General features: G+C 64.8%; 17 protein-coding genes and 1 riboswitch. Of the genes, 10 read left to right on the forward strand and 7 right to left on the reverse strand.

Going from position 1 to position 21,376, the window contains the following annotated elements; all coding sequences use genetic code 11:
- Positions 1-11 precede the first annotated feature (11 nt).
- The gene (locus JYG34_RS23730; RefSeq protein ID WP_050707228.1) at positions 12-413 is read right to left on the reverse strand and encodes an acyl-CoA thioesterase; all 402 of its coding nucleotides are present in this window, start codon (positions 411-413) and stop codon (positions 12-14) included.
- A 337-nt stretch (positions 414-750) separates the two neighbouring features.
- Between JYG34_RS23730 and JYG34_RS23735 the strand changes: the two genes are divergently transcribed.
- The 7 genes from JYG34_RS23735 (at position 751) to JYG34_RS23765 (ending at position 8,592) form a co-directional block, all read left to right on the forward strand.
- Entirely contained in the window at positions 751-1,257 is a 507-nt protein-coding gene (locus tag JYG34_RS23735; RefSeq protein ID WP_213658603.1) for an inclusion body family protein, read from the forward strand.
- Between the two features lie 85 nt (positions 1,258-1,342).
- Positions 1,343-1,855, forward strand: coding sequence for a hypothetical protein (locus JYG34_RS23740; protein WP_213658604.1), 513 nt, complete (start codon positions 1,343-1,345; stop codon positions 1,853-1,855).
- 98 nt (positions 1,856-1,953) lie between these two features.
- Positions 1,954-2,049: riboswitch (S-adenosyl-L-homocysteine riboswitch) on the forward strand.
- A 21-nt stretch (positions 2,050-2,070) separates the two neighbouring features.
- Positions 2,071-3,480 carry an adenosylhomocysteinase gene (ahcY, locus tag JYG34_RS23745; protein ID WP_213658605.1) on the forward strand — a complete coding sequence of 470 codons (1,410 nt, stop codon included), beginning with the start codon at positions 2,071-2,073 and terminating at the stop codon, positions 3,478-3,480.
- Between the two features lie 141 nt (positions 3,481-3,621).
- Entirely contained in the window at positions 3,622-4,467 is an 846-nt protein-coding gene (gene metF, locus JYG34_RS23750) for a methylenetetrahydrofolate reductase [NAD(P)H] (protein WP_213658606.1), read from the forward strand.
- 98 nt (positions 4,468-4,565) lie between these two features.
- A complete protein-coding gene (locus JYG34_RS23755) occupies positions 4,566-5,636 on the forward strand; it encodes a hypothetical protein (RefSeq protein ID WP_213658607.1) in 1,071 nt (356 codons plus the stop codon).
- 37 nt (positions 5,637-5,673) lie between these two features.
- Positions 5,674-6,474: a substrate-binding periplasmic protein gene (locus tag JYG34_RS23760; protein WP_213658608.1), complete on the forward strand. Its 801-nt coding sequence runs from the start codon at positions 5,674-5,676 to the stop codon at positions 6,472-6,474.
- 222 nt (positions 6,475-6,696) lie between these two features.
- A complete protein-coding gene (locus JYG34_RS23765; protein ID WP_213658609.1) occupies positions 6,697-8,592 on the forward strand; it encodes a DEAD/DEAH box helicase in 1,896 nt (631 codons plus the stop codon).
- 87 nt (positions 8,593-8,679) lie between these two features.
- Here the strand turns inward: JYG34_RS23765 and JYG34_RS23770 are convergent, their stop codons facing one another.
- The 3 genes from JYG34_RS23770 to JYG34_RS23780 form a co-directional block, all read right to left on the reverse strand.
- Positions 8,680-9,258, reverse strand: a complete 579-nt coding sequence (locus JYG34_RS23770) for a YceI family protein (protein WP_213658610.1) — start codon at positions 9,256-9,258, stop codon at positions 8,680-8,682.
- A 35-nt stretch (positions 9,259-9,293) separates the two neighbouring features.
- Entirely contained in the window at positions 9,294-9,845 is a 552-nt protein-coding gene (locus JYG34_RS23775) for a cytochrome b (RefSeq protein WP_213658611.1), read from the reverse strand.
- A gap of 241 nt (positions 9,846-10,086) precedes the next feature.
- Entirely contained in the window at positions 10,087-11,949 is a 1,863-nt protein-coding gene (locus JYG34_RS23780; RefSeq protein ID WP_213658612.1) for a flavin monoamine oxidase family protein, read from the reverse strand.
- Between the two features lie 205 nt (positions 11,950-12,154).
- Between JYG34_RS23780 and JYG34_RS23785 the strand changes: the two genes are divergently transcribed.
- The 3 genes from JYG34_RS23785 (at position 12,155) to JYG34_RS23795 (ending at position 14,906) form a co-directional block, all read left to right on the forward strand.
- Positions 12,155-12,643: a hypothetical protein gene (locus JYG34_RS23785; protein WP_213658613.1), complete on the forward strand. Its 489-nt coding sequence runs from the start codon at positions 12,155-12,157 to the stop codon at positions 12,641-12,643.
- A 78-nt stretch (positions 12,644-12,721) separates the two neighbouring features.
- Positions 12,722-14,128, forward strand: a complete 1,407-nt coding sequence (locus JYG34_RS23790; RefSeq protein ID WP_213658614.1) for an adenosylmethionine--8-amino-7-oxononanoate transaminase — start codon at positions 12,722-12,724, stop codon at positions 14,126-14,128.
- Between the two features lie 58 nt (positions 14,129-14,186).
- Entirely contained in the window at positions 14,187-14,906 is a 720-nt protein-coding gene (locus JYG34_RS23795; RefSeq protein WP_213658615.1) for a 16S rRNA (uracil(1498)-N(3))-methyltransferase, read from the forward strand.
- On the opposite strand, the gene trhA is transcribed toward JYG34_RS23795, so the two are convergent.
- From trhA to JYG34_RS23810, 3 genes are all read right to left on the reverse strand, one after another.
- The gene (gene trhA / locus JYG34_RS23800; protein ID WP_213658616.1) at positions 14,903-15,520 is read right to left on the reverse strand and encodes a PAQR family membrane homeostasis protein TrhA; all 618 of its coding nucleotides are present in this window, start codon (positions 15,518-15,520) and stop codon (positions 14,903-14,905) included. The two genes, JYG34_RS23795 and trhA, sit on opposite strands and share 4 nt — an antisense overlap.
- Positions 15,521-15,616: 96 nt before the next feature.
- Positions 15,617-16,090: a chemotaxis protein CheW gene (locus tag JYG34_RS23805; protein ID WP_213658617.1), complete on the reverse strand. Its 474-nt coding sequence runs from the start codon at positions 16,088-16,090 to the stop codon at positions 15,617-15,619.
- Positions 16,083-21,362 carry an Hpt domain-containing protein gene (locus tag JYG34_RS23810; RefSeq protein WP_213658618.1) on the reverse strand — a complete coding sequence of 1,760 codons (5,280 nt, stop codon included), beginning with the start codon at positions 21,360-21,362 and terminating at the stop codon, positions 16,083-16,085. The genes JYG34_RS23805 and JYG34_RS23810 overlap by 8 nt, the downstream gene beginning before the upstream one ends.
- Positions 21,363-21,376: the final 14 nt, after the last annotated feature.

The following is a 21,376-nucleotide window of genomic DNA, read 5'->3' on the forward strand; positions in this document are numbered from 1 at the left end:
CCTTGCGGCGCTTACTCGACGGCGCTGTCCGGGAACTGGTCCTGGATGTACTTGATCTCGGTGCGCCCGTGCGGTGCCGGCTGGCCATCCTCGCCCAGGTTGACGAAGACCATCTTGTCCACCGTCAGGATGGCCTTGCGGGTGATCTTGTTGCGCACTTCGCATTTGAGGGTGATGGAGGTGCGACCGAACTCGGTGGCGGTGATGCCCAGCTCGATGATGTCGCCCTGGCGCGAGGCACTGACGAAATTGATCTCGGAAATGTACTTGGTCACCACGCGCTGGTTGCCCAGCTGGACGATGGCGTAGATCGCCGCCTCTTCGTCGATCCAGCGCAACAGGCTGCCGCCGAACAGCGTGCCATTGGGGTTGAGGTCTTCGGGTTTTACCCATTTGCGGGTGTGAAAGTTCATCTGTACTCCTGGCCGGTGGCCTCATGAACGTCGAGTGGCGGGCGGCGGATCAACCGGCCCGGCCACGCTCTACATGGTAGTCCCATTGACTTGGGTCAACCATGGTCACGCCCTACGACCATTGGTCAGTATCCGCAGGCCGCCGTTTGACACCCACCCCCACGGATCTAGCCTGATCCTGTGACCCGCAGGTCACTCCAAGTGGTCGGACAACCGGAACTTGGCATACGGCGCGGCGAGACCGGCATTCGCAGGAAGCGAGGCTCCGGGCGGTGCCAGTGGAGAGCGACTGAGGCTCACCATTGACCTACTCGAAATCAGTGAAAGGGAATCCACTATGTCCAGAATCATTGATGTCAGCATCAACTTCGACACAGAAACCATCCTCAAGAAGTTCCCCAACGCGAGCAAGGACCCGAACAAGCCCACGTTCATCCAGCCGGAACACATCTACATGGTCACCTACCAGGACAACGTCATCTCCGGCCAGGCCGGGGGTGAGCTGCACCTGAAGGGCCGGGTGGGCGATGTGGTCCGCTGGCGCGAGCAGAGCATCTCGTTCGGCTTCGAGCAGTCGGTGATCCTCTATGGATTCGTATCGGACGATCCGAATCATCAACTGCTGGAGGATCCGCGCGCGCTCAAGGCCAAGGTACAGACCGCCGTACCGAACGCCAACAACAAGACCGTGCCAACCTGCCAGGTCAACGAAAACTACTACTGGCGCAGCGACCTGCTCGCGCAAGGCAAGGTCACCTACCACTTCAAGTTCATGATCATCGACCGTGACTGCAAGTGCTGTGGCTACTTCGAATGGGATCCGTTCATCACCATCACCAACTGATCCACACCTCGCACCGCCGCGCCTCGGGCCGGCGGTGCGCGCCTGTACCCGGATCCATCGTTGGTGCTCAAGGAAGGAGCGCATCATGATTTCGGAGAAATCCCCCCACCACTTGCTGCTGATCGTCGACACCCGGGGCCTGCTGGAGGCCTTCGCGCAACTCCCCGACGATCCCGGCGCACCCGCCGAACTCGATCCCCGGCACCTGTGCATCCTGCACACCCGCCCGACATCGGATGAAACCCTGCTCCTCGACTCGCCAGCACTGGACGTGGCGACCGGAGACACCCTGCTCCTCAAGGTGGTCCCGGTGGCGCTGCTCGGCGAAGAAATGCTGTTCAGCCACAGCCCCGCCAGCGAACCGCCGCTGGACATCGAGCTGGTCGAGCAACGCGACCTGCCCCTGGCGCTTCCCGATGCCTCGGCCCCCCTGCAACCGGAAAGCCGCCTGGTCGATACTTATCACTGGCGTATCCAGTGCGACACACCGGGCGAGTTCGCGCTGAGCTGGCAGGTAATGGTGCTGGCCCAGGGCTGCGACCCCATGGCCCACCTTACCTTGCGTCTTGCATTGCGGACCAACGGCCGCCCTCGTTGAGCCCGTCTGTGCTGTTTAGCCCTTGGGATGCATCGAAAGCCCCGCTATAATCGCCCGGCACTTTCGACGGTGGCCCCTGCGGCCGCCGTTCCCGCCACCCATCCGAGGGGCGCTGCAGCAGGTTCGTCCTGTCAGGCTCGGTTGGGGCGTTGTCCGCACAGCGGACGCTCAACGCACAACGGCGCCCATTCGCACACTACGAATGGAGGCTCTCAATGAGCGCTGTAAACACGCCTGCTGGTTTTTCCGACTTCAAGGTCGCCGACATTTCCCTGGCCGACTGGGGCCGCAAGGAAGTCATCATCGCCGAATCGGAAATGCCCGCGCTGATGGGCCTGCGCCGCAAGTACCAAGCCGAGCAACCGCTCAAGGGCGCGAAGATCATCGGCTGCATCCACATGACCATCCAGACCGCCGTGCTGATCGAAACCCTCGTCGCCCTGGGCGCTGAAGTACGCTGGTCGTCCTGCAACATCTTCTCCACTCAAGACCAGGCCGCCGCCGCCATCGCCGCCGCCGGCATCCCGGTGTTCGCCTGGAAAGGCGAAACCGAGCAGGAATACGAGTGGTGCATCGAGCAGACCATCCTCAAGGATGGCCAGCCTTGGGACGCCAACATGGTCCTGGACGACGGTGGCGACCTGACCGAAATCCTGCACAAGAAATACCCGGCCATGCTGGAGAAGATCCACGGCGTGACCGAAGAGACCACCACCGGCGTGCACCGCCTGCTGGACATGCTGGCCAAGGGCGAGCTGAAAGTCCCGGCGATCAACGTCAACGACTCGGTCACCAAGAGCAAGAACGACAACAAGTACGGCTGCCGTCACAGCCTGAACGACGCCATCAAGCGCGGCACCGACCACCTGCTGTCGGGCAAGCAGGCCCTGGTGATCGGCTACGGCGACGTGGGCAAGGGTTCGGCCCAGTCCCTGCGCCAGGAAGGCATGATCGTCAAGGTTACCGAGGTCGATCCGATCTGCGCCATGCAAGCCTGCATGGACGGCTTCGAAGTCGTCTCGCCGTTCAAGGACGGTATCAACACCGGTACCGAAGCCGGCATCAACAAGGACCTGCTGGGCCGCATCGACCTGATCGTCACCACCACCGGTAACGTCAACGTCTGCGACGCCAACATGCTCAAGGCCCTGAAGAAGCGCGCCGTGGTCTGCAACATCGGCCACTTCGACAACGAGATCGACACCGCCTTCATGCGCAAGAACTGGGCGTGGGAAGAGGTCAAGCCACAGGTGCACAAGATCCACCGCACCGGCGCCGGCACCTTCGACCCGCAGAACGACGACTACCTGATCCTGCTGGCCGAAGGCCGCCTGGTGAACCTGGGCAACGCCACCGGTCACCCGAGCCGCATCATGGACGGTTCGTTCGCCAACCAGGTCCTGGCACAGATCTTCCTGTTCGAGCAGAAGTTCGCCGAGCTGCCAGCCGCGAAGAAAACCGAGCGCCTGACCGTTGAAGTGCTGCCGAAGAAGCTGGACGAAGAAGTGGCCCTGGAAATGGTCCGCGGCTTTGGTGGCGTGGTCACCCAGCTGACCCCGCAGCAGGCTGAGTACATCGGTGTGACCGTCGAAGGTCCGTTCAAGCCGGACGCCTACCGCTACTAAGCGGCGGGTTGCCAGTCCCCGGCGCCTCGCCGGGGACTGGCTGGCAACGTTTCGAACCGATGTCCGAGCCAGGCCGGCCCCCACCGTCCTGGCTTTTATTTGCAGGCAGCTGCCCAGTGTTCGCTGTCCAAGGAACCAGAGATGTCACAAGAACGCCGCTACAGTTTCGAGTTCTTCCCCACCAAGACCGACGCCGGCCATGAAAAGCTGATGGGCGTCGCCCGCCAGCTGGCCAGCTACAATCCGGACTTCTTCTCCTGCACCTACGGTGCCGGCGGTTCGACCCGCGACCGCACGCTCAACACCGTGCTGCAGCTGGAGAGCGAAGTGAAGGTCCCCGCCGCCCCGCACCTGTCGTGCGTGGGTGACAGCAAGGACGACCTGCGCGCCCTGCTCGCCGAGTACAAGGCCGCCGGCATCAAGCGCATCGTCGCCCTGCGCGGCGACCTGCCCTCCGGCATGGGCATGGCCAGCGGCGAGCTGCGCTACGCCAGCGACCTGGTCGAGTTCATCCGCCAGGAAACCGGCAACCACTTCCACCTGGAAGTCGCTGCCTACCCGGAGATGCACCCCCAGGCGCGCAACTTCGAAGTGGACCTGGCCAACTTCGCGCACAAGGTCAAGGCCGGCGCCGACAGCGCCATCACCCAGTACTTCTTCAACGCCGACAGCTACTTCTACTTCGTCGAGCGTGCGCAAAAGCTGGGCGTGGACATCCCGGTGGTACCCGGCATCATGCCGATCACCAACTATAGCAAGCTGGCGCGTTTCTCCGATGCCTGCGGCGCCGAGATCCCGCGCTGGATCCGCAAGCAGCTGGAAGCCTATGGTGACGACACCGCCAGCATCCAGGCCTTCGGCGAAGAAGTGATCACCCGCATGTGCGAGCAATTGCTGCAAGGCGGCGCACCTGGCCTGCACTTCTACACCCTCAACCAGGCCGAGCCGAGCCTGGCCATCTGGAACAACTTGAAGCTGCCGCGCTGAAGGTATTTCCCGGTAATAATTATTTCGAGCTATGAAGAAGGCTTTGGCTTAGGCTAAAGCCTTCTTCACATTTGCCTCGCAATAGGTTAACGGCCAGCATGCAGCACCCTCAAACCGCCACTCCCCAGCTCGTCTACCTGGCATTCGGTGCGGCCACCTATCACCAGGAAGCCTGCTTCAGCATTGTCAGCGCCCTGGCTCATCTGCAGCCCGGCGAGATCATGGACATCCAGGTCTACACCGACGACCCCGCGCCGTACGACAAGCTGCCCATAACCCTGCACCTGCTCGACGAAGCCACGCGAAGTGCCTGGAATCAGCCCCACGGCTATCATTTTCGCAGCAAGCACGTGCTGCTGCGCCAGGTCCTCGAGCACCACCCGCTGGCCGTGCTCATCGACACCGACACGTTCTTCCGCACATCCCCCATGCAACTGTTTCGGCGGGTCGCCCCCGGTAGCCTGCTATGCAACGCCATCGTCGGGCGTTATGGCGAACACCCCGAGTGCCTGCTGTACAAGCACCTGCTGTCAACGCTTGAGGCCCGCAACCTGGCCGACTGCCAGATGCCACTGCTCAACTCCGGCGTGATCGGCCTTGCTAAAGAGGACGCCTCGATACTGGATCACTCCATCGCCATGATGGACGAGTTCTACCTGCTCTCGCAGAAAGCCTACATCCTCGAGGAGTTCTGCCTGGCGGTAGCGGCCTATCGCACACTGCAGGTCAACACCTGCACCGATGTGATCCACCACTACTGGAGCCGCAAGGCCCAGTTCCGCGCCAAGATCCAGGCCTGGTTGCGCAAGCACGGTGACGCACCGCTGAGCGCCGCGGCGCTTGCCGATGTCAGCCTGGTCAATGACCAACTGCCTCGCCCCCCCAGGCTACAGCGCCTGGGCTACAAGGCTCTGAGCCTCACCTTGCCACGCAGCCAGCGGCAGTTTGCCCGGGAGTTGCTGTACGGCTGCTACCCCTACGAGAACGAGTTCGACCGCGCCTGCGCATCGGCCTGGTGGGACAAGGCCCTCGAGAACCTCCGCCAGCGTCATGGCCAACTGGATGCGGCGCAGTTGCGCCAATGCCTGCGCCAACCCGGGCTGCGCCTGGCGCTTGGCAAGCATCGGCAGGCCATAGAAACCCGCCTGCTCCAGCAGCAACAGGCCTGATCGACATGCCGGGCACGTCACCACAGGGGTACCGACCTTGCCCCTGACACCCGCCCTGCTCTCGCTCCTGCGCCCAGCTTGCCTTCTACTGCTCCTATGCCTGAGCCCCCAGGCATACAGTGAGCGGCTGCGTATCGTCAGTGATGACTGGGCGCCTTACCTCTACCAGGACAATGCCCAGGCCAAAGGCATCGACTACGAAGTCACCAACGAGGTATTCAAACGCCTGGGTATCGAGGTGGAGTGGGAATTCCTGCCCTGGAAGCGCTGCATGGCGATGATCCAGCAAGGGCTGGCTGACGGCGTGATGGATACTTTTCGGGTCGAATCGCGTCAGGGCTTCCTGATCTATCCGGACGAGCCCATGTCGGATGTCGAGTTCATCCTGTATCAGGCCCGCGCCCGGCGCCACACCATCGAACGCCCTGAAGACCTGGCCGGCCTGACCGTGGGGACCTCACCGGGCTACAACTATGGCGATGCCTTCGATAATTCTGCGTTGTTTCGCCGCGAGTCGGCCCCGACTCAGGAGGCCAATTTCGGCAAGCTGGCCCTGGGGCGCATCGACCTGCTGGTGACCGATCGCCGGGTCGGCCGCTTCCTGAGCCGGCAACTCGGCATGGAGCAGACGGTCGAGGCCCTGCCCATGGTGATCAGCCGCCGCCAGCAGTACCTGGGGCTGGCGCGCAAACCGGGCCGGGAGCAACTGGCCAAGGCCTTTTCGGATGAACTGCGGCGCTTCAAGCAGGAGCCGGCGTACGCCGCCATCGCCTTGCGATATGACAACCTGGATAACTTTCCTGTCACCGTTGAGCAGCAGGAACGCAGCACGCGCTGATTGCTCTGTTATACTCGGGCCTTCCCGCCAGGCTCACGCCCGGACGCTCGGCCTCACCACAGGCATCCCAAACGACGGCAGCGCATGAAAGATGCCCGCCAACCGTTCCCCGGATACACCGTGACAGCCCAGCTGGACCGGACGCGATCGCATCCCTCCGATGCCCGTCGCGCCAGGCAGAACACCCCATCGGGCCCAGCCCCCACGAGAACAGGATTGCCCATGTCCTTTGCTTCCCTCGGTCTCTCCGAGGCTCTTGTCCGCGCTATCGAGGCTGCGGGCTATACCCAGCCCACTCCGGTGCAACAGCGGGCCATTCCCGCCGTGTTGCAAGGCCGCGACCTGATGGTTGCCGCCCAGACAGGTACTGGTAAAACCGGCGGCTTCGCGCTCCCCATTCTCGAGCGCCTGTTCCCGGGTGGCCACCCCGACAAGTCACAACGCCATGGCCCGCGCCAACCACGCGTACTGGTGCTCACACCCACCCGCGAGCTGGCTGCCCAGGTGCATGACAGCTTCAAGGTTTATGCCCGCGACCTGAATTTCATCAGCGCCTGCATCTTCGGCGGCGTCGGCATGAACCCGCAGGTCCAAGCCATGGCCAAGGGCGTCGACGTGCTGGTCGCCTGCCCAGGCCGTCTGCTCGACCTGGCCGGCCAAGGCAGCGTCGACCTCTCCCGCGTCGAGATCCTGGTCCTGGACGAAGCCGACCGCATGCTCGACATGGGCTTCATCCACGATGTGAAGAAAGTGCTCGCGCGGCTGCCGGCCAAGCGCCAGAACCTGCTGTTCTCGGCCACCTTCTCCAAAGACATCACCGACCTGGCCGACAAGCTGCTGCACAACCCCGAGCGCATCGAGGTCACGCCACCCAACACCACGGTCGAGCGTATCGAGCAACGCGTCTATCGCCTGCCGGCCAGCCACAAGCGCGCACTGCTGGCGCACTTGATCACCCTGGGCGCCTGGGAACAGGTACTGGTGTTCACTCGCACCAAGCACGGCGCCAACCGCCTGGCCGAGTACCTGGAAAAGCACGGCCTGACCGCCGCCGCGATCCACGGCAACAAGAGCCAGAACGCCCGCACCAAGGCCCTGGCCGACTTCAAGGCCAACACCGTGCGTGTGCTGGTCGCCACCGACATCGCTGCCCGCGGCCTGGACATCGACCAGTTGCCCCACGTGGTCAACTTCGAACTGCCCAACGTCGAGGAAGACTACGTACACCGCATTGGCCGCACCGGCCGTGCCGGTCGCTCGGGCGAGGCCATCTCGATGGTCGCGCCAGACGAAGAGAAGCTGCTCAAGAGCATCGAGCGCGTCACCAAGCAGAAGATCCCCGATGGCGACCTGATGGGCTTCGACGCATCGACCGTCGAGGCGGAGAAGCCGGAAGTCCGCGAACGCCAGCAGAACAATGGCCGCGGTGGCCGCAACCAGCAACCTCGCGGCGAAGGCGGCAAGGAAGGCAGTGGCGGGCGCAAGGACAAGGGCAAGGACAAAGGCAAGCAGAAACCTGCCGCCGAGAAACAGGCCGACAAGGAAAAGTCCGGCGACAAGCAACAGCAAGGCCAGCAACGCAAGCCGCGTGACAAGAAGCCACGCCAGCAGCAAGCTGCCCAGGGCCAGAAAGCGGCTCCGTCGGTACCTGCCGACCGTGATCCAGAAGAGTTCCTGGACGACGATGTCGACAATTTCGGTAACCGCGCCGACTACGTCAGCCCCTACCAGAACGCCAAGAACCAGGGCCGCAACCGCCGCCCGGGTAGCAATGGTGGTCAAGGCCAGGGCACCGGCCAGCGCAGCGGCGCAGGTCAGGGTCAAGGCCGTGGCAACGGCCAGCAACGTCAGGGCCAGAACCAGGGTTCCGGCGAAAAACGTGCCCGCAATGGTGGCGGTAGCGGCGGCGCTCGTCGTGACAACAATGGTGGCCGCAACCGCCGCGACGACACGGCGCGCCAGGAACCGGCCGTGCGTAACCCGCGCGAGCCGCAGAGCGCGCCGGTGATCATTCGCAAGGAATCCAAGCTCGACCGTTATCCGACACCCGAGCAGTTGGACGACCTGCCAAGCCGCCCACGGGGTGAGCGTCCGGCTCTGCTGACCCGCAAGGGTTGAGGCCTGTTCGCCGGCTTACCGGCGAACCTGTACGGCACACCAACAAAAACGCCGCCCAATGGGCGGCGTTTTTGTTGGTGCAACCGATTACTTCTGCTTCACGCCTTCGACACTGATGTCCAGGTCCAGGGTCTGCGAGGTAGCGCCCGGGCCCTTGATGTTGAAGTCGTTCAGGTTCAGGGTGGTGGTGGCGTTGAAGCCGGCACGCTCGCCGCCCCACGGGTCCTTGCCTTCGCCATTGAACACAGCCTTGAAAGTGACCGGCTTGGTCACACCGTGCATGGTCAGGTCGCCAGTCACATCAGCGGTCTTGTCGCCAGTGGGCTTGACGCTGGTGGAGACGAACTTGGCTTCCGGGTACTTCTTCACATCCAGGAAGTCTTTGCTGGCGATGTGCTTGTCACGCTCGGCGTGGTTCGACCACAGGCTGGCAGTCTTCAGGTCGACGTTGATCTTGCTGGCCTCGGGCTTTGTGCTGTCCCAGGTGAAGTTACCGTCGAAATCCTTGAAGGTACCGTGGATGAAGCTGTAGCCCAGGTGGCTGATCTTCCAGTCGACGAACGCGTGCTGGCCTTCCTTGTCGATCTTGTAATCGGCAGCCATGGCCTGGCCGGCGGAAATCAGGGCGGTACCGAGCGCCAGGGCGGCAAAAGTCTTTTTCAACATCCTTACGTTCCTTCCATTGCAATTGAGGGTGAGGGTCAAGCTTTGCGGCCCAACATACGGGTCAGGGTCGCGTCACGGTCGATGAAATGGTGCTTGAGTGCCGCCAGTGCATGCAGGACGGCGAAGATCACCAGCCCCCACGCCAGCCACAGGTGGATCACCCCGGCGGTATCAGCCTGGTCGGGCAGGTCGCTGACCAGTGCCGGCACCTCGAACAGGTCGAACACCGGAATGCCGACGCCATCGGCAGTGGAGATCAGGTAGCCCGCGGTCATCACCGCGAACAACCCCAGGTACAGCGCCAGGTGGCCTAGCTTGGCGGCCAGGCGGGTCACCTTGCCATGGTTGGCCGGTGCCGGTGGCGGCGGGCTGACGAAACGCCAGAGCACGCGCAGCAGCATGACCGCCAACAGCACCAGGCCAATGCTCTTGTGCAGGTCGGGGCCGGATTTGCGCCAGGGGCTGTAGTAATCCAGGCCGACCATCCACAGCCCCAGGCCGAACAGGCCGAAGACCGCCAGCGCCACGCCCCAGTGCAGGACGATGCTGACCAGGCCATAGCGAGAAGATGAGTTGCGCAGTTGCATGTTGGCGTATTTCCCCGTGAAAGCTGTGCACAGACTAACGCGTAACGTATCGAAGAAAAGCGGAAAAAATTGCTTCGGATAATCGAAAAATCCGATATTTAGTCTGCAACCTTCCCATTAAGGAAACATTAACGATAGACGTTGCGAGGGAGGCTGCCAATGCTGGAGGGCTGAGGCGTCAAAAGTTCGCCGGCAAGCCGGCCCCTACGCAGGAGCCGGCTTGCCGGCGAAGAGGCCGTTGTCAGTTCGCGTTTGCCTGGCTGTTCACCACAGGCTTTTTCACGGGCTCGGACTTGGCCGTGGCTTTCTTGACCGGCTCAGGCTTGGACGCGGGTTTATGCGCTGCCTGCTTGGCCGCAGGCTTGGCGACTGCCTTGGCCGGGGCTGGCTTGGTCGCGACCGGCTTGGCGGGCTCTTCCTTGGCCTCGATTACCGGGGCTGCCGGAGCAGGAACCTGGACAGGGGCCGGCGCAGGCGCTGCCTCCTCAGCCTTGGCAACCGGTGCAACCTTGACTTGCGGCTTGTCAGCACCACCGAACAAGCGAGAGAAGAAGCCCGGTTTGTCCTGCGCGGCCGCTTCGGTTTTGACCGGCTCGGCCTTGGCAGATGCGGGTTGTGCCTTGTCCGAGGAGCCACCGAACAGGTTGGAGAAGAAACCGCCCTTGTCCTTGGCTGCAACGGCGCCCACAGCTGCGGCAGCGGCCACTGGCGCCGCCTTGACCGGGTCGAACGACTTGCCTGCAGCCAGGTCCAGCACCTGGCTGGCGGCACGCTGGCCACTGCGCAGGGCGCCTTCCAGGGTGCCAGGATAGAGCGCGTCAGTGTGCTCACCGGCAAAGGTGATGCGCTGCACCGGGCGTTCCCACAGACGCCAGTACTTGCTGATCTGGCCTGGGCCGTAGGCCAGGTAGGCGCCACCGGTACCGGCATCGGTGCTGTAGCGACGTACTTCGTAGCCGGTGAACGCGCCACGGGCTTGCGGGTAGAACGCATGCAGGCGAATCAGCACCTGGTCGACCATCTGCTTGTCGCCGAACGCCTGCAGCAGGCGAGCATTGTCGCCGGACAGGTTGATCACCACGTTGGCCCCGCCCTTGAGCGCCGGTTCGATCCACAGCATGCCCAGGCCGGCATTGCTGAAGATCTCGCCGGACATGCGCGCACGGCTTTCCCAGACCGGGTTCTTGAACTTGAGCATCAGCTGGTCGCGCCAGCCGTAGTTGGTGCCTTTGAGCGCAGCCAGGTGCTGGTTGTCCAGGCCCGGGGTCATCTGGATCTTGGCCAGGGCGCGCAGCGGCACGGCCATCACCAGATAGTCGGCCTGGTAGCCAACGCTGCCGACCTTGACCGTCACCCCGTCCTTGTCCTGGACGATGGAGGTGACTGGCGAGCTGGTCTTGATGGTCTTCAGTTGTTTGACGAAAGCCTGGGCCAGCACCGGACTGCCACCCGGCAGGCGTGCGGCGCGCAGGTCACGGTCGCTGATATTGCGATAGACGCGGTTCTGCTGGGCGAAGTACAGCAGCGACAGGCGCGACGGTTCATCGTAGCGGGTGCGGATCTGCTGGTTGACCAACTGACGGGCGGTCGCCGGCAGTTGCAGCTTGTCGAGCCAGGTGGACACGTTCATCTGGTCCAGGGCGAACAAGGTGCTGTTGGCCGCCGGGTTGAGCGGGTCTTCAATGGAGCGAGCCAGGTCGTCGAGGGTCTTCTCGTAGCGCTTGAGCGCCTCGGCGGTAGCCGGCTGCTTGGCGGTAAGGTCGGCGGCGCTGAAGTACTCGCCATCGATCAGGTAACCGGGGGTGCGGACGAACTCCGGCGCTGGCAACGTAGCGACCTTGAACTGCTCCAGGTACTGGTTGAGCACCGGCTGGGTCTTGCCGTTGCCGATCCATTCGCTGGTGGCCAGGCCCGAACGCCCGCCCATGCCCGGCTTGGCTTCCAGCAGGGTGACCTGCCAGCCCTTGCCTTGCAGCTCGTAGGCGGCGGTCAGGCCCGCCAGGCCGCCGCCGACAACGATCGCAGTCTTGTCTTTGGCCAGCGTCGCGCCGCTGGACACCCCAATCAATACAAACGCGCACAGGCGCACCCAAGCAGCAGCCATGATGGCGAACTCCGGTAAGAGGGTTTTTAGGGAAAAAGGAGGGGAACGCCCCCCGGGGCAGATGCGTTAAGAATACGTCACCTCTACCCACCCTGCCACCGCAGTGCCATCAAGTGCTTTTGGCAACTGGTAATTTTGTCAGTTGCCCACGGAGCATCGTGTGGTCGATGCTCGCCCTGGCCCCATTCGCCTGCCAGGAGGCGTGATGATCTATCAGAAGCGGTTCGCCAGCGTGTCCCCGCAATTGCTCGAGAAAAAGCAGCCCTGGCGTACCTCGTCGGGCTTGCAGATCAAGTCGAATGGTTCGTTGTGCACAGGTTTCTGGCCATCTGCCGGGCAAAGGGATACCGAACTGATCATCGGTAGCCAATGCGATGTCGAAATCAGCTTCGCCCGCGAGGTCGACAGCCTGGCCATGGAGTTCTACGCAGTCTGCGACGACGCTGATCAGTGCCCCCAGACCCTGCTGGAGATCGAACGCCCCGACCAGGCTGACCGGCCCGATGAGCCTGGCCATTTCTTCTGGCTGACCCTGGCCGAAGACTTCTCCATGGACTGCGTTCCCGGGGCCTACGCCACCGAGCCCAGGTGGCAGGTTCTGCCGGGGCCGCTGCGCCGCCTGACCCTGTCGACCTCGCAGCACGCGCAGTTGCATATCCGCAACCTGAAGTGGACGCCCGTGCGCCGTCAATGAGCCCCAAGGTTGTCCTGCCCTGTCGCATTGCTTAGGCTTACGCGGTCCAACCAAGCCGCAATGCCAGGAGAAGCGCCCATGGGCCTCAACGATCAGTGGATGCAACGCGACCTGAAGGTCCTGTGGCACCCCTGCACCCAGATGAAAGACCACGAGCAGCTGCCACTGATCCCGATCCGTCGCGGTGAAGGCGTTTGGCTCGAGGACTTCGAGGGCAAGCGCTACCTGGACGCGGTCAGTTCCTGGTGGGTCAATGTGTTCGGCCACGCCAACCCGCGCATCAACCAGCGCATCAAGGACCAGGTCGACCAGCTCGAGCACGTGATCCTTGCCGGCTTCAGCCACCAGCCGGTGATCGAGCTGTCCGAGCGCCTGGTGGCCATGACCCCGGCCGGCCTCGATCGGGTGTTCTACGCCGACAACGGCTCGTCGTGCATCGAAGTGGCGCTGAAGATGAGCTTCCATTACTGGCAGAACACCGGCAAACCCCAGAAGAAGCGCTTCGTCACCCTGACCAACAGCTACCACGGCGAGACCATCGCCGCCATGTCGGTGGGCGATGTGCCGCTGTTCACCGAGACTTACAAGGCCCTGCTGCTGGACACGATCAAGGTGCCCAGCCCGGACTGCTACCTGCGCCCCGAAGGCATGGGCTGGGAAGAACACTCAAGGAACATGTTCGCCGCAATGGAGCAGACGCTGGCCGAGCAACACGCCAGCATCGCCGCGGTGATCGTCGAGCCGCTGATCCAGGGCGCCGGGGGCATGCGCATGTACCACCCGGTGTACCTCAAGCTGCTGCGCGAAGCCTGCGACCGCTACGACGTGCACCTGATCCACGACGAAATCGCCGTGGGCTTCGGCCGCACCGGGACGATGTTCGCCTGCGAGCAGGCCGGCATCCGCCCGGACTTCCTGTGCCTGTCCAAGGCCCTGACCGGCGGTTACCTGCCGCTGGCCGCCTGCCTGACCACCGACAAGGTGTACCAGGCGTTCTACGATGACTACCCGACCCTGCGCGCCTTCCTCCATTCGCACAGCTACACCGGCAACCCGCTGGCCTGCGCCGCGGCGTTGGCGACCCTCGACATCTTCGCCCAGGACAACGTGGTCGAAGCCAACAAGGCCCTGTCCGCGCGCATGGCCAGCGCCACCGCGCACCTGGCCGACCACGCCCACGTCGCCGAAGTGCGCCAGACCGGCATGGCCCTGGCCATCGAGATGGTCAAGGACAAGGCCGGCAAGGTCGCCTTCCCCTGGCAGGAACGCCGTGGCCTGAAGGTGTTCGAACATGCCCTGAGCCGTGGTGCGCTATTGCGCCCGTTGGGCAGTGTGGTGTATTTCCTGCCGCCCTACGTGATCACCCCGGAGCAGATCGACTTCCTGGCCGAAGTGGCCAGCGAAGGGATCGACATCGCCACCCGTGACAGTGTCAGCGTGGCGGTACCAGCCGACTTCCACCCCGATTTCCGCGACCCGGGCTAGCCCGCAAGCTCGCCGCTCCCACAGGGTCCCCGTTCCCATTTCTAGCTTGAGCTGAACCATGAGACTCTCCCGCTTCTTCATCGACGCCCCGCTTGGCCTCGGCGAGCACGAGCTCCCCGAAGCCCAGGCCCACTACATCGGCCGCGTGCTGCGCATGGCCCCCGGCGACGCCGTGCAGCTGTTCGACGGCAGCGGCCAGGAATACCTCGGCCAACTCCTCGAGGTGGGCAAGAAAACCGTGCGCGTCAGCCTCGACCAGGCCCTCCCCGGCCAGGCCGAGTCGCCCTTGCACATCCACCTCGGCCAGGGCCTGTCCCGCGGCGAGCGCATGGACTGGGCGATCCAGAAAGCCACTGAACTGGGCGTCAACGCAATCACCCCGATCATCAGCGAACGCTGCGAAGTGCGCCTGAAGGACGAGCGCGCCGACAAACGCCTGGCCCACTGGCGCCAGGTGGCAATCAGTGCCTGCGAGCAATGTGGCCGTTCGACCGTGCCGGTGATTCACCCGCCGGTCACCCTGGCGGAATGGATCAAGGGCAGCGACGCCGACCTCAAGCTGGTCCTGCACCCGGTGGCGGCGCCGCTGACCAGCCACGAAAAACCCGCCCGCCTGGCCTTCCTGATCGGCCCCGAAGGCGGCCTCAACGATGCCGAGGTCGAGCAGGCCAAGGCCGCCGGCTTCCACGCCGCCCGCCTTGGCCCGCGCGTGCTGCGCACCGAGACCGCGCCGGTGGTGGCGCTGTCGGTGGCGCAGCAGCTGTGGGGCGACTTCTAGCGAACGTAGAGATAGACCGCGACGAAGTGCATCAGGCTCCCGGCAATCACGAACAGATGCCAGATGCCATGCCAGTGGCGGAAGCGACTGTCGAAAGCGAAGAAGACGATGCCGACGGTGTAGAACACACCGCCGGCCGCCAGCCAGGCGAAGCCCGCAGCCCCCAGGCTGGACAGCAACGGCTTGACCGCCACCAGCACGATCCAGCCCATCACCGCGTAGATGATGATCGACAGGATGCGTGCTTCCGAACGTGGCTTGATCTCCTGCAGCATGCCGATCACCGCCAGCCCCCAGACCACCCCGAACAGGCTCCAGCCCCAGGGCCCGCGCAGGCTGACCAGGCAGAACGGGGTGTAGCTGCCGGCGATCAGCAGGTAGATCGACAGGTGGTCGAGCTTGCGCATGACCTGCTTCGCCCGCCCCCGGGTGCTGTGGTAGAGGGTGGAGATGCTGTAGAGCAGCAGCAGCGTGAAGCCGTAGATGGAAAAACTGACGATCTTCCAGGGGTCGCCCTGGAGCCCGGCCACGACGATCAGCCAGACCGCGCCAATGCAGGCCAGCACCGCACCGACCAGGTGGGTCCAGGCGTTGAAACGTTCACCATGGTACATGCAGGCACAGACCTCCTGAGGCGGTGCGGGTTCCGAAAGAGACTGCTTTGCGACCGGTTCGCCGCAGGAGCCGGCTTGCCGGCGAACCGGTCCATTCTAACTGGCCGCTGATTGCAGTTCGGCGTCACGCACCAACCGCTCCAGCCCCGCCAGGTCCGGCACCCGTGCCACCTGCTCGCCCACCTGCACCGCCGCCAATTCGAATTCGGCCAGTGGTACATCCACGTAGTTGAGCTGGCTGTCGAGCTTGCACGAACGCGGAATCCCCTGCAGCAGCATCGCCAGGTAGCGTAGCCCGGTGTCACCCAGGGCATTGAGCACGACGATCCGCGCCCGCTCGCCGGATGGGGTATGACCGCCACAGGCCGTCTCGAAGCCGATCAGCGGCAGGCGCTGCTGGCGCCAGTCGACCCAGCCCAGGTGCCAGGCCGGCTCAGCGGGCTCGCAGGCGATGGCAGGGTGGCCGATCAGTTCGGCCACCGCGACGTTGGGCAACACCAGCGTCCGGTCGCCCAGGGGCAGCAACAGCCCGGTCAGGCTGCTGCGCTGGCCGGCGATATGGTCAAGCATGGTTCTGGCTCCAATGGGCGATGCTCTGCAACAGCACCGACTCCTGGTAAGGCTTGCCCAGGTACTCGTTGACGCCGATGGCCATCGCTCGCTCGCGGTGTTTCTGCCCGGTGCGCGAGGTGATCATGATGATCGGCAACTGCTTGAGGCGTTCGTCGCGGCGAATGCGGGTGGCCACCTCGAAACCGTCCATGCGCGGCATCTCGATGTCCAGCAGCAGCACATCCGGGCGGTGCTCCTCGAGCAGGGCCATGGCATCGACACCATCCTTGGCGGTCAGCACGCTGATGCCATGGCGCTCGAGCAGGCGGCTGGTGACCTTGCGCACGGTCACCGAGTCGTCCACCACCATCACCAGCAGCGGCCGCCGTTGCGTCGGCCCGACCAGCCCGCGCTGGCTGCCCGCCGCACCCGGCAGACGTGCCAGGCGCCGCTGCTGGCCACGCAGTTGGCCGAGCAGGTCGAGGATCAGCACCACCCGACCGTCGCCAAGCAACGTCGCGCCCGACAACCCAGGCACGGCGGCGAACTGCGGCCCCAGGCTCTTGACCACGATCTCGCGACTGGGCGACAGGTTGTCGACCTGGATGGCGAACGACTGCTCGTGGGAGTGAGTGAGCAGCACCGGTAATGGCACGCTCTGGCCCAGCAGGCTGGGCTGCCCACCGCCCTGTACCAGCTCGCCCAGGTAGCGCAACGCATAATCGTGCCCGGCATAGCTGTAACGCGGCGGGTCGAGGCGATAGCAGGCCTCCAGTTCGGCCGGAGGCACCCGGACGATACCTTCGATGGTGTTCAGCGGGATGGCGTACTGCTCCTCCCCCAGGTGCACCATCAGCGCCCGGTTCATCGACACGGTGAACGGCAGGCGGATCAGGAAGCGCGCGCCCTTGCCAGGGCTGGACTCGATGCTCATCGAACCGCCCAGTTGCTTGACCTCTTCATGGACCACGTCCATGCCCAGGCCACGCCCGGAGATCTGGGTGATCTTCTCCGCCGTGGAGAACCCCGGGCGCAGGATGAACTGCAGGATCTCGTGGTCGCTCAGGCGCGCCTGCGGGTCGAGCAGCCCACGCTTTATGGCTTTGTTGCGCACCGCTTGCAGCGGCACGCCGGCACCGTCGTCGCTCATCTCGATGACGATGTCGGCACCCTCGTGCAGCAGGTTCAGGTGGATGGTGCCCAACTCCGGCTTGCCGGCGGCCAGGCGCACCTCGCGGGCTTCGAGACCATGGTCGACAGCGTTGCGCAGCATATGCTCCAGCGGTGCCACCATGCGTTCGAGCACGCTACGGTCCAGCTCGCCCTCGGCGTTGCCGACCACCAGTTCGACCTGCTTGCCCAACTCACTGGCCACCTGCCGCACCACCCGCTGCAAACGCGGCACCAGGCGCTCGAATGGCACCATCAATGTGGCGGTCAGGCCCTCCTGCAACTGGCTGTTGACCCGCGCCTGCTGCTGCAGAAGGCTGTGCGCCTCCTGGGCGCGCTGCATCAGGGTTTCCTTCAGGTCGAGCAGGTCGGAGGCCGACTCGAACAGGGCCCGGGACAACTGCTGCAACTGTGAATGGCGGTCCATCTCCAGCGGGTCGAAGTCGTCGTAGGCATCGCCTTCGAACTGTTGCCGGCTGGAGATCCGCCCTTGCGTTTCGATGTCCAGCCGCAGCAGCTGGTCGCGCATGCGCTCCAGCGTGGTTTCCATCTCGTTCAGGGCGAACTGGGCGTCGTTGACCTGCTGTTCGATCCGCCCGCGGATTACCGAATGCTCGCCGGCCAGGTTGCCTAGATCGTCGAGCAGTTCGGCGTCGACCTTGACCATGTCCCCTGCGGCTCTCTCGGGAGCGGCGGTCGGTGTATCGACCGGGGCGACCTCGCCCTGGGCCTGGCCAGCCGCACTGTCGGTGAGGGCGGCACTGGAGAAGTTGCGGATGTAGTCGATCAGCGCCGTGGCGGCGTGCAGCGGCTGCCCCAGGCGTACCGCGTCGAGCATGTGCGCCAGGCGGTCGTGGCAGTTCTGCAGCAGGCTGAACAGCGCCGGGGTCGACGGCAGGCGCCCGGCAGCCAGCAACTCGTAGAGAAACTCCAGTTCATGGGCGAGGTCGCCGATGGCGGCGATCTCCACCATCCGTGCACCGCCCTTGAGCGTGTGCAGGTCGCGCAGCAGGTTCTCCACTTCGACCGTATTGCGCGGGTCGGCCTGCCAGAGGGCCAGCGATTGCGCGGCGCTCTCGACGATGTCGGAACTCTCTTCGAGGAAGACCTCCAACAGCTCCTTGTCGCCTGCGGCCTCGTGTTGTTCCTCGGGCGGTTCTGTCTGGCCCGGTGGTGGCGTGGTATGGCGGAACTCGCGCAATTCGCCGAGCAGCGCCACCGCCGATGCGGGTCGCTGGCCCTGCTGAACGCCGTGCAACATCTCGGCCAGCGCACCGTGGCTACGCCCGAGCAGCTCGAACAACGCCGCGCTGGCGCCCAGGCGGCGGTCCACCAGGCCTTCGTAGAGCAGCGCCAGCTCCTGGGCAAGGAGTTCCACCGCGCCGATGGCGGCCATCTGCGCCCCGCCCTTGAGTGTCAGCACATCGTGCTGCAGGGCCGACAGCGCAGAGACGCTGTCCGGATCGGCCTTCCACTGTTGCAAGGCCTGGTCGGCACTGTCGAGGATGTCCCGCGCCTCTTCCAGGAACAGCTCGACCACCGCAGGATCCGGCAGTTCGCCTGCCCCCTGGAGCGGCGTCACCCGGTCGGCGCCAACCACCCCCATGGCACCCGGGTCGAGCGCATCGTCCAACAGGCCGCGCAATGCCGCCAGGCACTCCGGACGGGCATCCAGGTCTTGCCCGGCGGCAATCTCGTCGAACATGTCGAACAGTGCTTCATGAGCCTGCTGCGCCACCGCGAACAACCGTGGCGTGACTGCCAGGCTGCCCTCCTCCACCGCGCCGTACAGGTCGAGCAGCCCTTCGCAGATCTCATCCACCTGCCACAGCTCGGCCTGATGGGCGCTGTGGCCGAGGGTGGTCAAGTCATCCAGCAAGGTCTCCAGTGGCTGGCGCTCGCCTGGGTGCGCCTGCCAATGCATCAGCAGCGATTCGGCATCGAGCAGAATGTCCATGCCCTGGGCCAGGAAACTGCTGATCAACTGCGGGTCGCGGCGGCTGCGCCGTGGCTGATGCGGGTCGTCCTGATGCTGCGCCAGGCGGTTGTCGACGGTCTGTCCGACCTGCTCGATCAACTGTGCCGCGCCGGGAATGGCGGCCAGCGGCGTGCTGCCCAGCTGGGCCAGCCCCAGGTGGAACAGGGCACGGGCTGCCTCAAGCAGTTCGATCTCGGCCATGTGCAGCGATAGCTGGTGCCCCTTGTACTCACGCACCAGGCGGTCAAGCGCGGTGGCCAGCTCCGCCACCGGCATCACCCCGGCCATGGCGGCGCTGCCCTTGAGCGTGTGCAAGGCGCGCTGCAGGCTGTCACTGACCACGGTGCCCTGCACATCGGCGCCTTGCAGGAAAGTATCGAGCCCCGCCAGATGGCCCAGGGCCTCGTTGCGGAAGATCTCCAGCAAGTGCGGGTCGAGCCCGTCGATGCTGGTGCTGGCCGGCGTATCGTTGAGTGCCAGTGCGTGCAGGTGGCCCGCCAACTGCTCGATCTCGGCCGAAGGCGGCAGCTGGCTGGCCGCGAAATCGGCCAGCAGGTCGGGCAGGCGCACGAACACCTGCTGCAACGCCACCAAGCCCTCCGGGCTGAGCACGATGCGCCCTTCCAGCACGCGGTTGAGCAGGTGCTCGGCGCCCCAGGCCAACTCCGCCACGGCTTCGGCATGGACCATGCGCCCACTGCCCTTGAGCGTGTGCAAGGCCCGGCGCACTTCGACCAGCGGCTCGCGCAGGCTGTTGTCCGCCCGCCAGCGCAGCCAGTGGCGCTCGATCTCGGGCAGCAGTTCGGCGGCTTCCTCGAGGAACACTTCGCGCAACTCATCGTCGATGCCATCGATGGACTGCCCGGCATCGACTCGCTGGCACTGCACGCCCAGGGCGGCCAGGCTGGCATGGGCCATGTCGATGAACCGCTGGGCGTCGGCCAGCGGGTCGGCCACGCGCCATTGCAGGTAGGCCTCGCCAGCACTGAGGGCGTCGGCCAGGTGCGCCAGCTCGTCGGGCAGGGGCTCCTCCTCGAGGTGCACCAACCAGCCCTGGACATATCCGGCACAGCCGGCGAACACCTCGGCGGCCGCAGGCAACGCCAGCATCGCCAGGGCGCCGCGCACCTGATGCAACAGCCCGGGCAGGGCCTGCAGGCGCTGGCGCGACCAGTCCGATTCCAGGCAATCGCCGATCAGGTCCTTGGCCTGTTGCAGCACGTTGAGCGCTTCTGCGAGCACCAACTGGCGAATCTCAGCAAGGTCCGAGCCCGGCAAGTTGCCCGGCGCGGTCTCCTCCAGAGGCCCCACCATGCCGTTCAGGGTCGCTTCCACATAGAGCAGCGCGCCAGCCACGTCCATCAGCACCGCTTCGTCCACGCCATCGTCCCGCTCGACCACGGCCTGCAACGCCAGCACCTGGTCGATGATCACCCGCCGTGGTTGCTGGAAACCCAGCACCGACAGGGTGTCAGCCACATGCCGTAACGGCGCCAGCAGGCTTTCCAGCGGTTCGCGAGGCTGTCGCTCGCCGCTGACGAACGGGTCGAGGCGCTCCTTGATGCGCATCAGGTCGTCACACAACGCCATCACCACCGAACGCAGTGCATCACGACCAGAACCGGCCTGCATGTGCTCCCGCCAGTTGCCCAGCGACAGGTCGAGGTTGGCCAGGTCTTCGGCGCCCGCCAGGCGCTGGCCGAGCTCGCCCAGCAGGCTGCCCTGGGCCAGGGGCTCGGCGCCCCGGCAGACACGCAACTGGTTGAGCAGCGGCATCACCACCAATGGCAGGTCGTGCCGTGCGCCACGCAAACGGTCGAGGTAGGGGGGCAACTGCTCCAGGCCACGGAACAACGCGCCCAGGCAATCGCCACGAGGGCTGACCTGGCCCTCGGCCATGGCCCGCCCGAGCAGTTCCAGCTCCTCGGCCAGGCGCGCGGCACCCGACAGTTCGAGCAGACGCAGGCAGCTGTACACCTGGTGCAGGTTGTCGACGAAGAACGCGAGGATCGACAGATCCTCGGGCATACCGGTGAATCGTTCCAGGGCCTGGCGCGCCTGCCCCAGGCAATCGAGGATCGGCGCCTTGGTCCAGGCCAGGGCGACGGTGTCGTGCCGCGCGCCGCTGAGCGTACCCCCCATCACACTCGCCCCTT

Origin of the sequence: Pseudomonas entomophila (assembly GCF_018417595.1) — a bacterium.
Taxonomy (GTDB): Bacteria; Pseudomonadota; Gammaproteobacteria; order Pseudomonadales; family Pseudomonadaceae; genus Aquipseudomonas; species Aquipseudomonas entomophila_C.

Excerpts from the sequence above, each read along its gene's own strand:
- JYG34_RS23730 (WP_050707228.1), bottom strand. The coding sequence starts at position 413 with ATGAACTTTCACACCCGCAAATGGGTAAAACCCGAAGACCTCAACCCC.
- JYG34_RS23735 (WP_213658603.1), top strand. The coding sequence starts at position 751 with ATGTCCAGAATCATTGATGTCAGCATCAACTTCGACACAGAAACCATC.
- JYG34_RS23740 (WP_213658604.1), top strand. The coding sequence starts at position 1,343 with ATGATTTCGGAGAAATCCCCCCACCACTTGCTGCTGATCGTCGACACC.
- ahcY (WP_213658605.1), top strand. The coding sequence starts at position 2,071 with ATGAGCGCTGTAAACACGCCTGCTGGTTTTTCCGACTTCAAGGTCGCC.
- metF (WP_213658606.1), top strand. The coding sequence starts at position 3,622 with ATGTCACAAGAACGCCGCTACAGTTTCGAGTTCTTCCCCACCAAGACC.
- JYG34_RS23755 (WP_213658607.1), top strand. The coding sequence starts at position 4,566 with ATGCAGCACCCTCAAACCGCCACTCCCCAGCTCGTCTACCTGGCATTC.
- JYG34_RS23765 (WP_213658609.1), top strand. The coding sequence starts at position 6,697 with ATGTCCTTTGCTTCCCTCGGTCTCTCCGAGGCTCTTGTCCGCGCTATC.
- JYG34_RS23770 (WP_213658610.1), bottom strand. The coding sequence starts at position 9,258 with ATGTTGAAAAAGACTTTTGCCGCCCTGGCGCTCGGTACCGCCCTGATT.
- JYG34_RS23775 (WP_213658611.1), bottom strand. The coding sequence starts at position 9,845 with ATGCAACTGCGCAACTCATCTTCTCGCTATGGCCTGGTCAGCATCGTC.
- JYG34_RS23780 (WP_213658612.1), bottom strand. The coding sequence starts at position 11,949 with ATGGCTGCTGCTTGGGTGCGCCTGTGCGCGTTTGTATTGATTGGGGTG.
- JYG34_RS23785 (WP_213658613.1), top strand. The coding sequence starts at position 12,155 with ATGATCTATCAGAAGCGGTTCGCCAGCGTGTCCCCGCAATTGCTCGAG.
- JYG34_RS23790 (WP_213658614.1), top strand. The coding sequence starts at position 12,722 with ATGGGCCTCAACGATCAGTGGATGCAACGCGACCTGAAGGTCCTGTGG.
- JYG34_RS23795 (WP_213658615.1), top strand. The coding sequence starts at position 14,187 with ATGAGACTCTCCCGCTTCTTCATCGACGCCCCGCTTGGCCTCGGCGAG.
- trhA (WP_213658616.1), bottom strand. The coding sequence starts at position 15,520 with ATGTACCATGGTGAACGTTTCAACGCCTGGACCCACCTGGTCGGTGCG.
- JYG34_RS23805 (WP_213658617.1), bottom strand. The coding sequence starts at position 16,090 with ATGCTTGACCATATCGCCGGCCAGCGCAGCAGCCTGACCGGGCTGTTG.
- JYG34_RS23810 (WP_213658618.1), bottom strand. The coding sequence starts at position 21,362 with ATGGGGGGTACGCTCAGCGGCGCGCGGCACGACACCGTCGCCCTGGCC.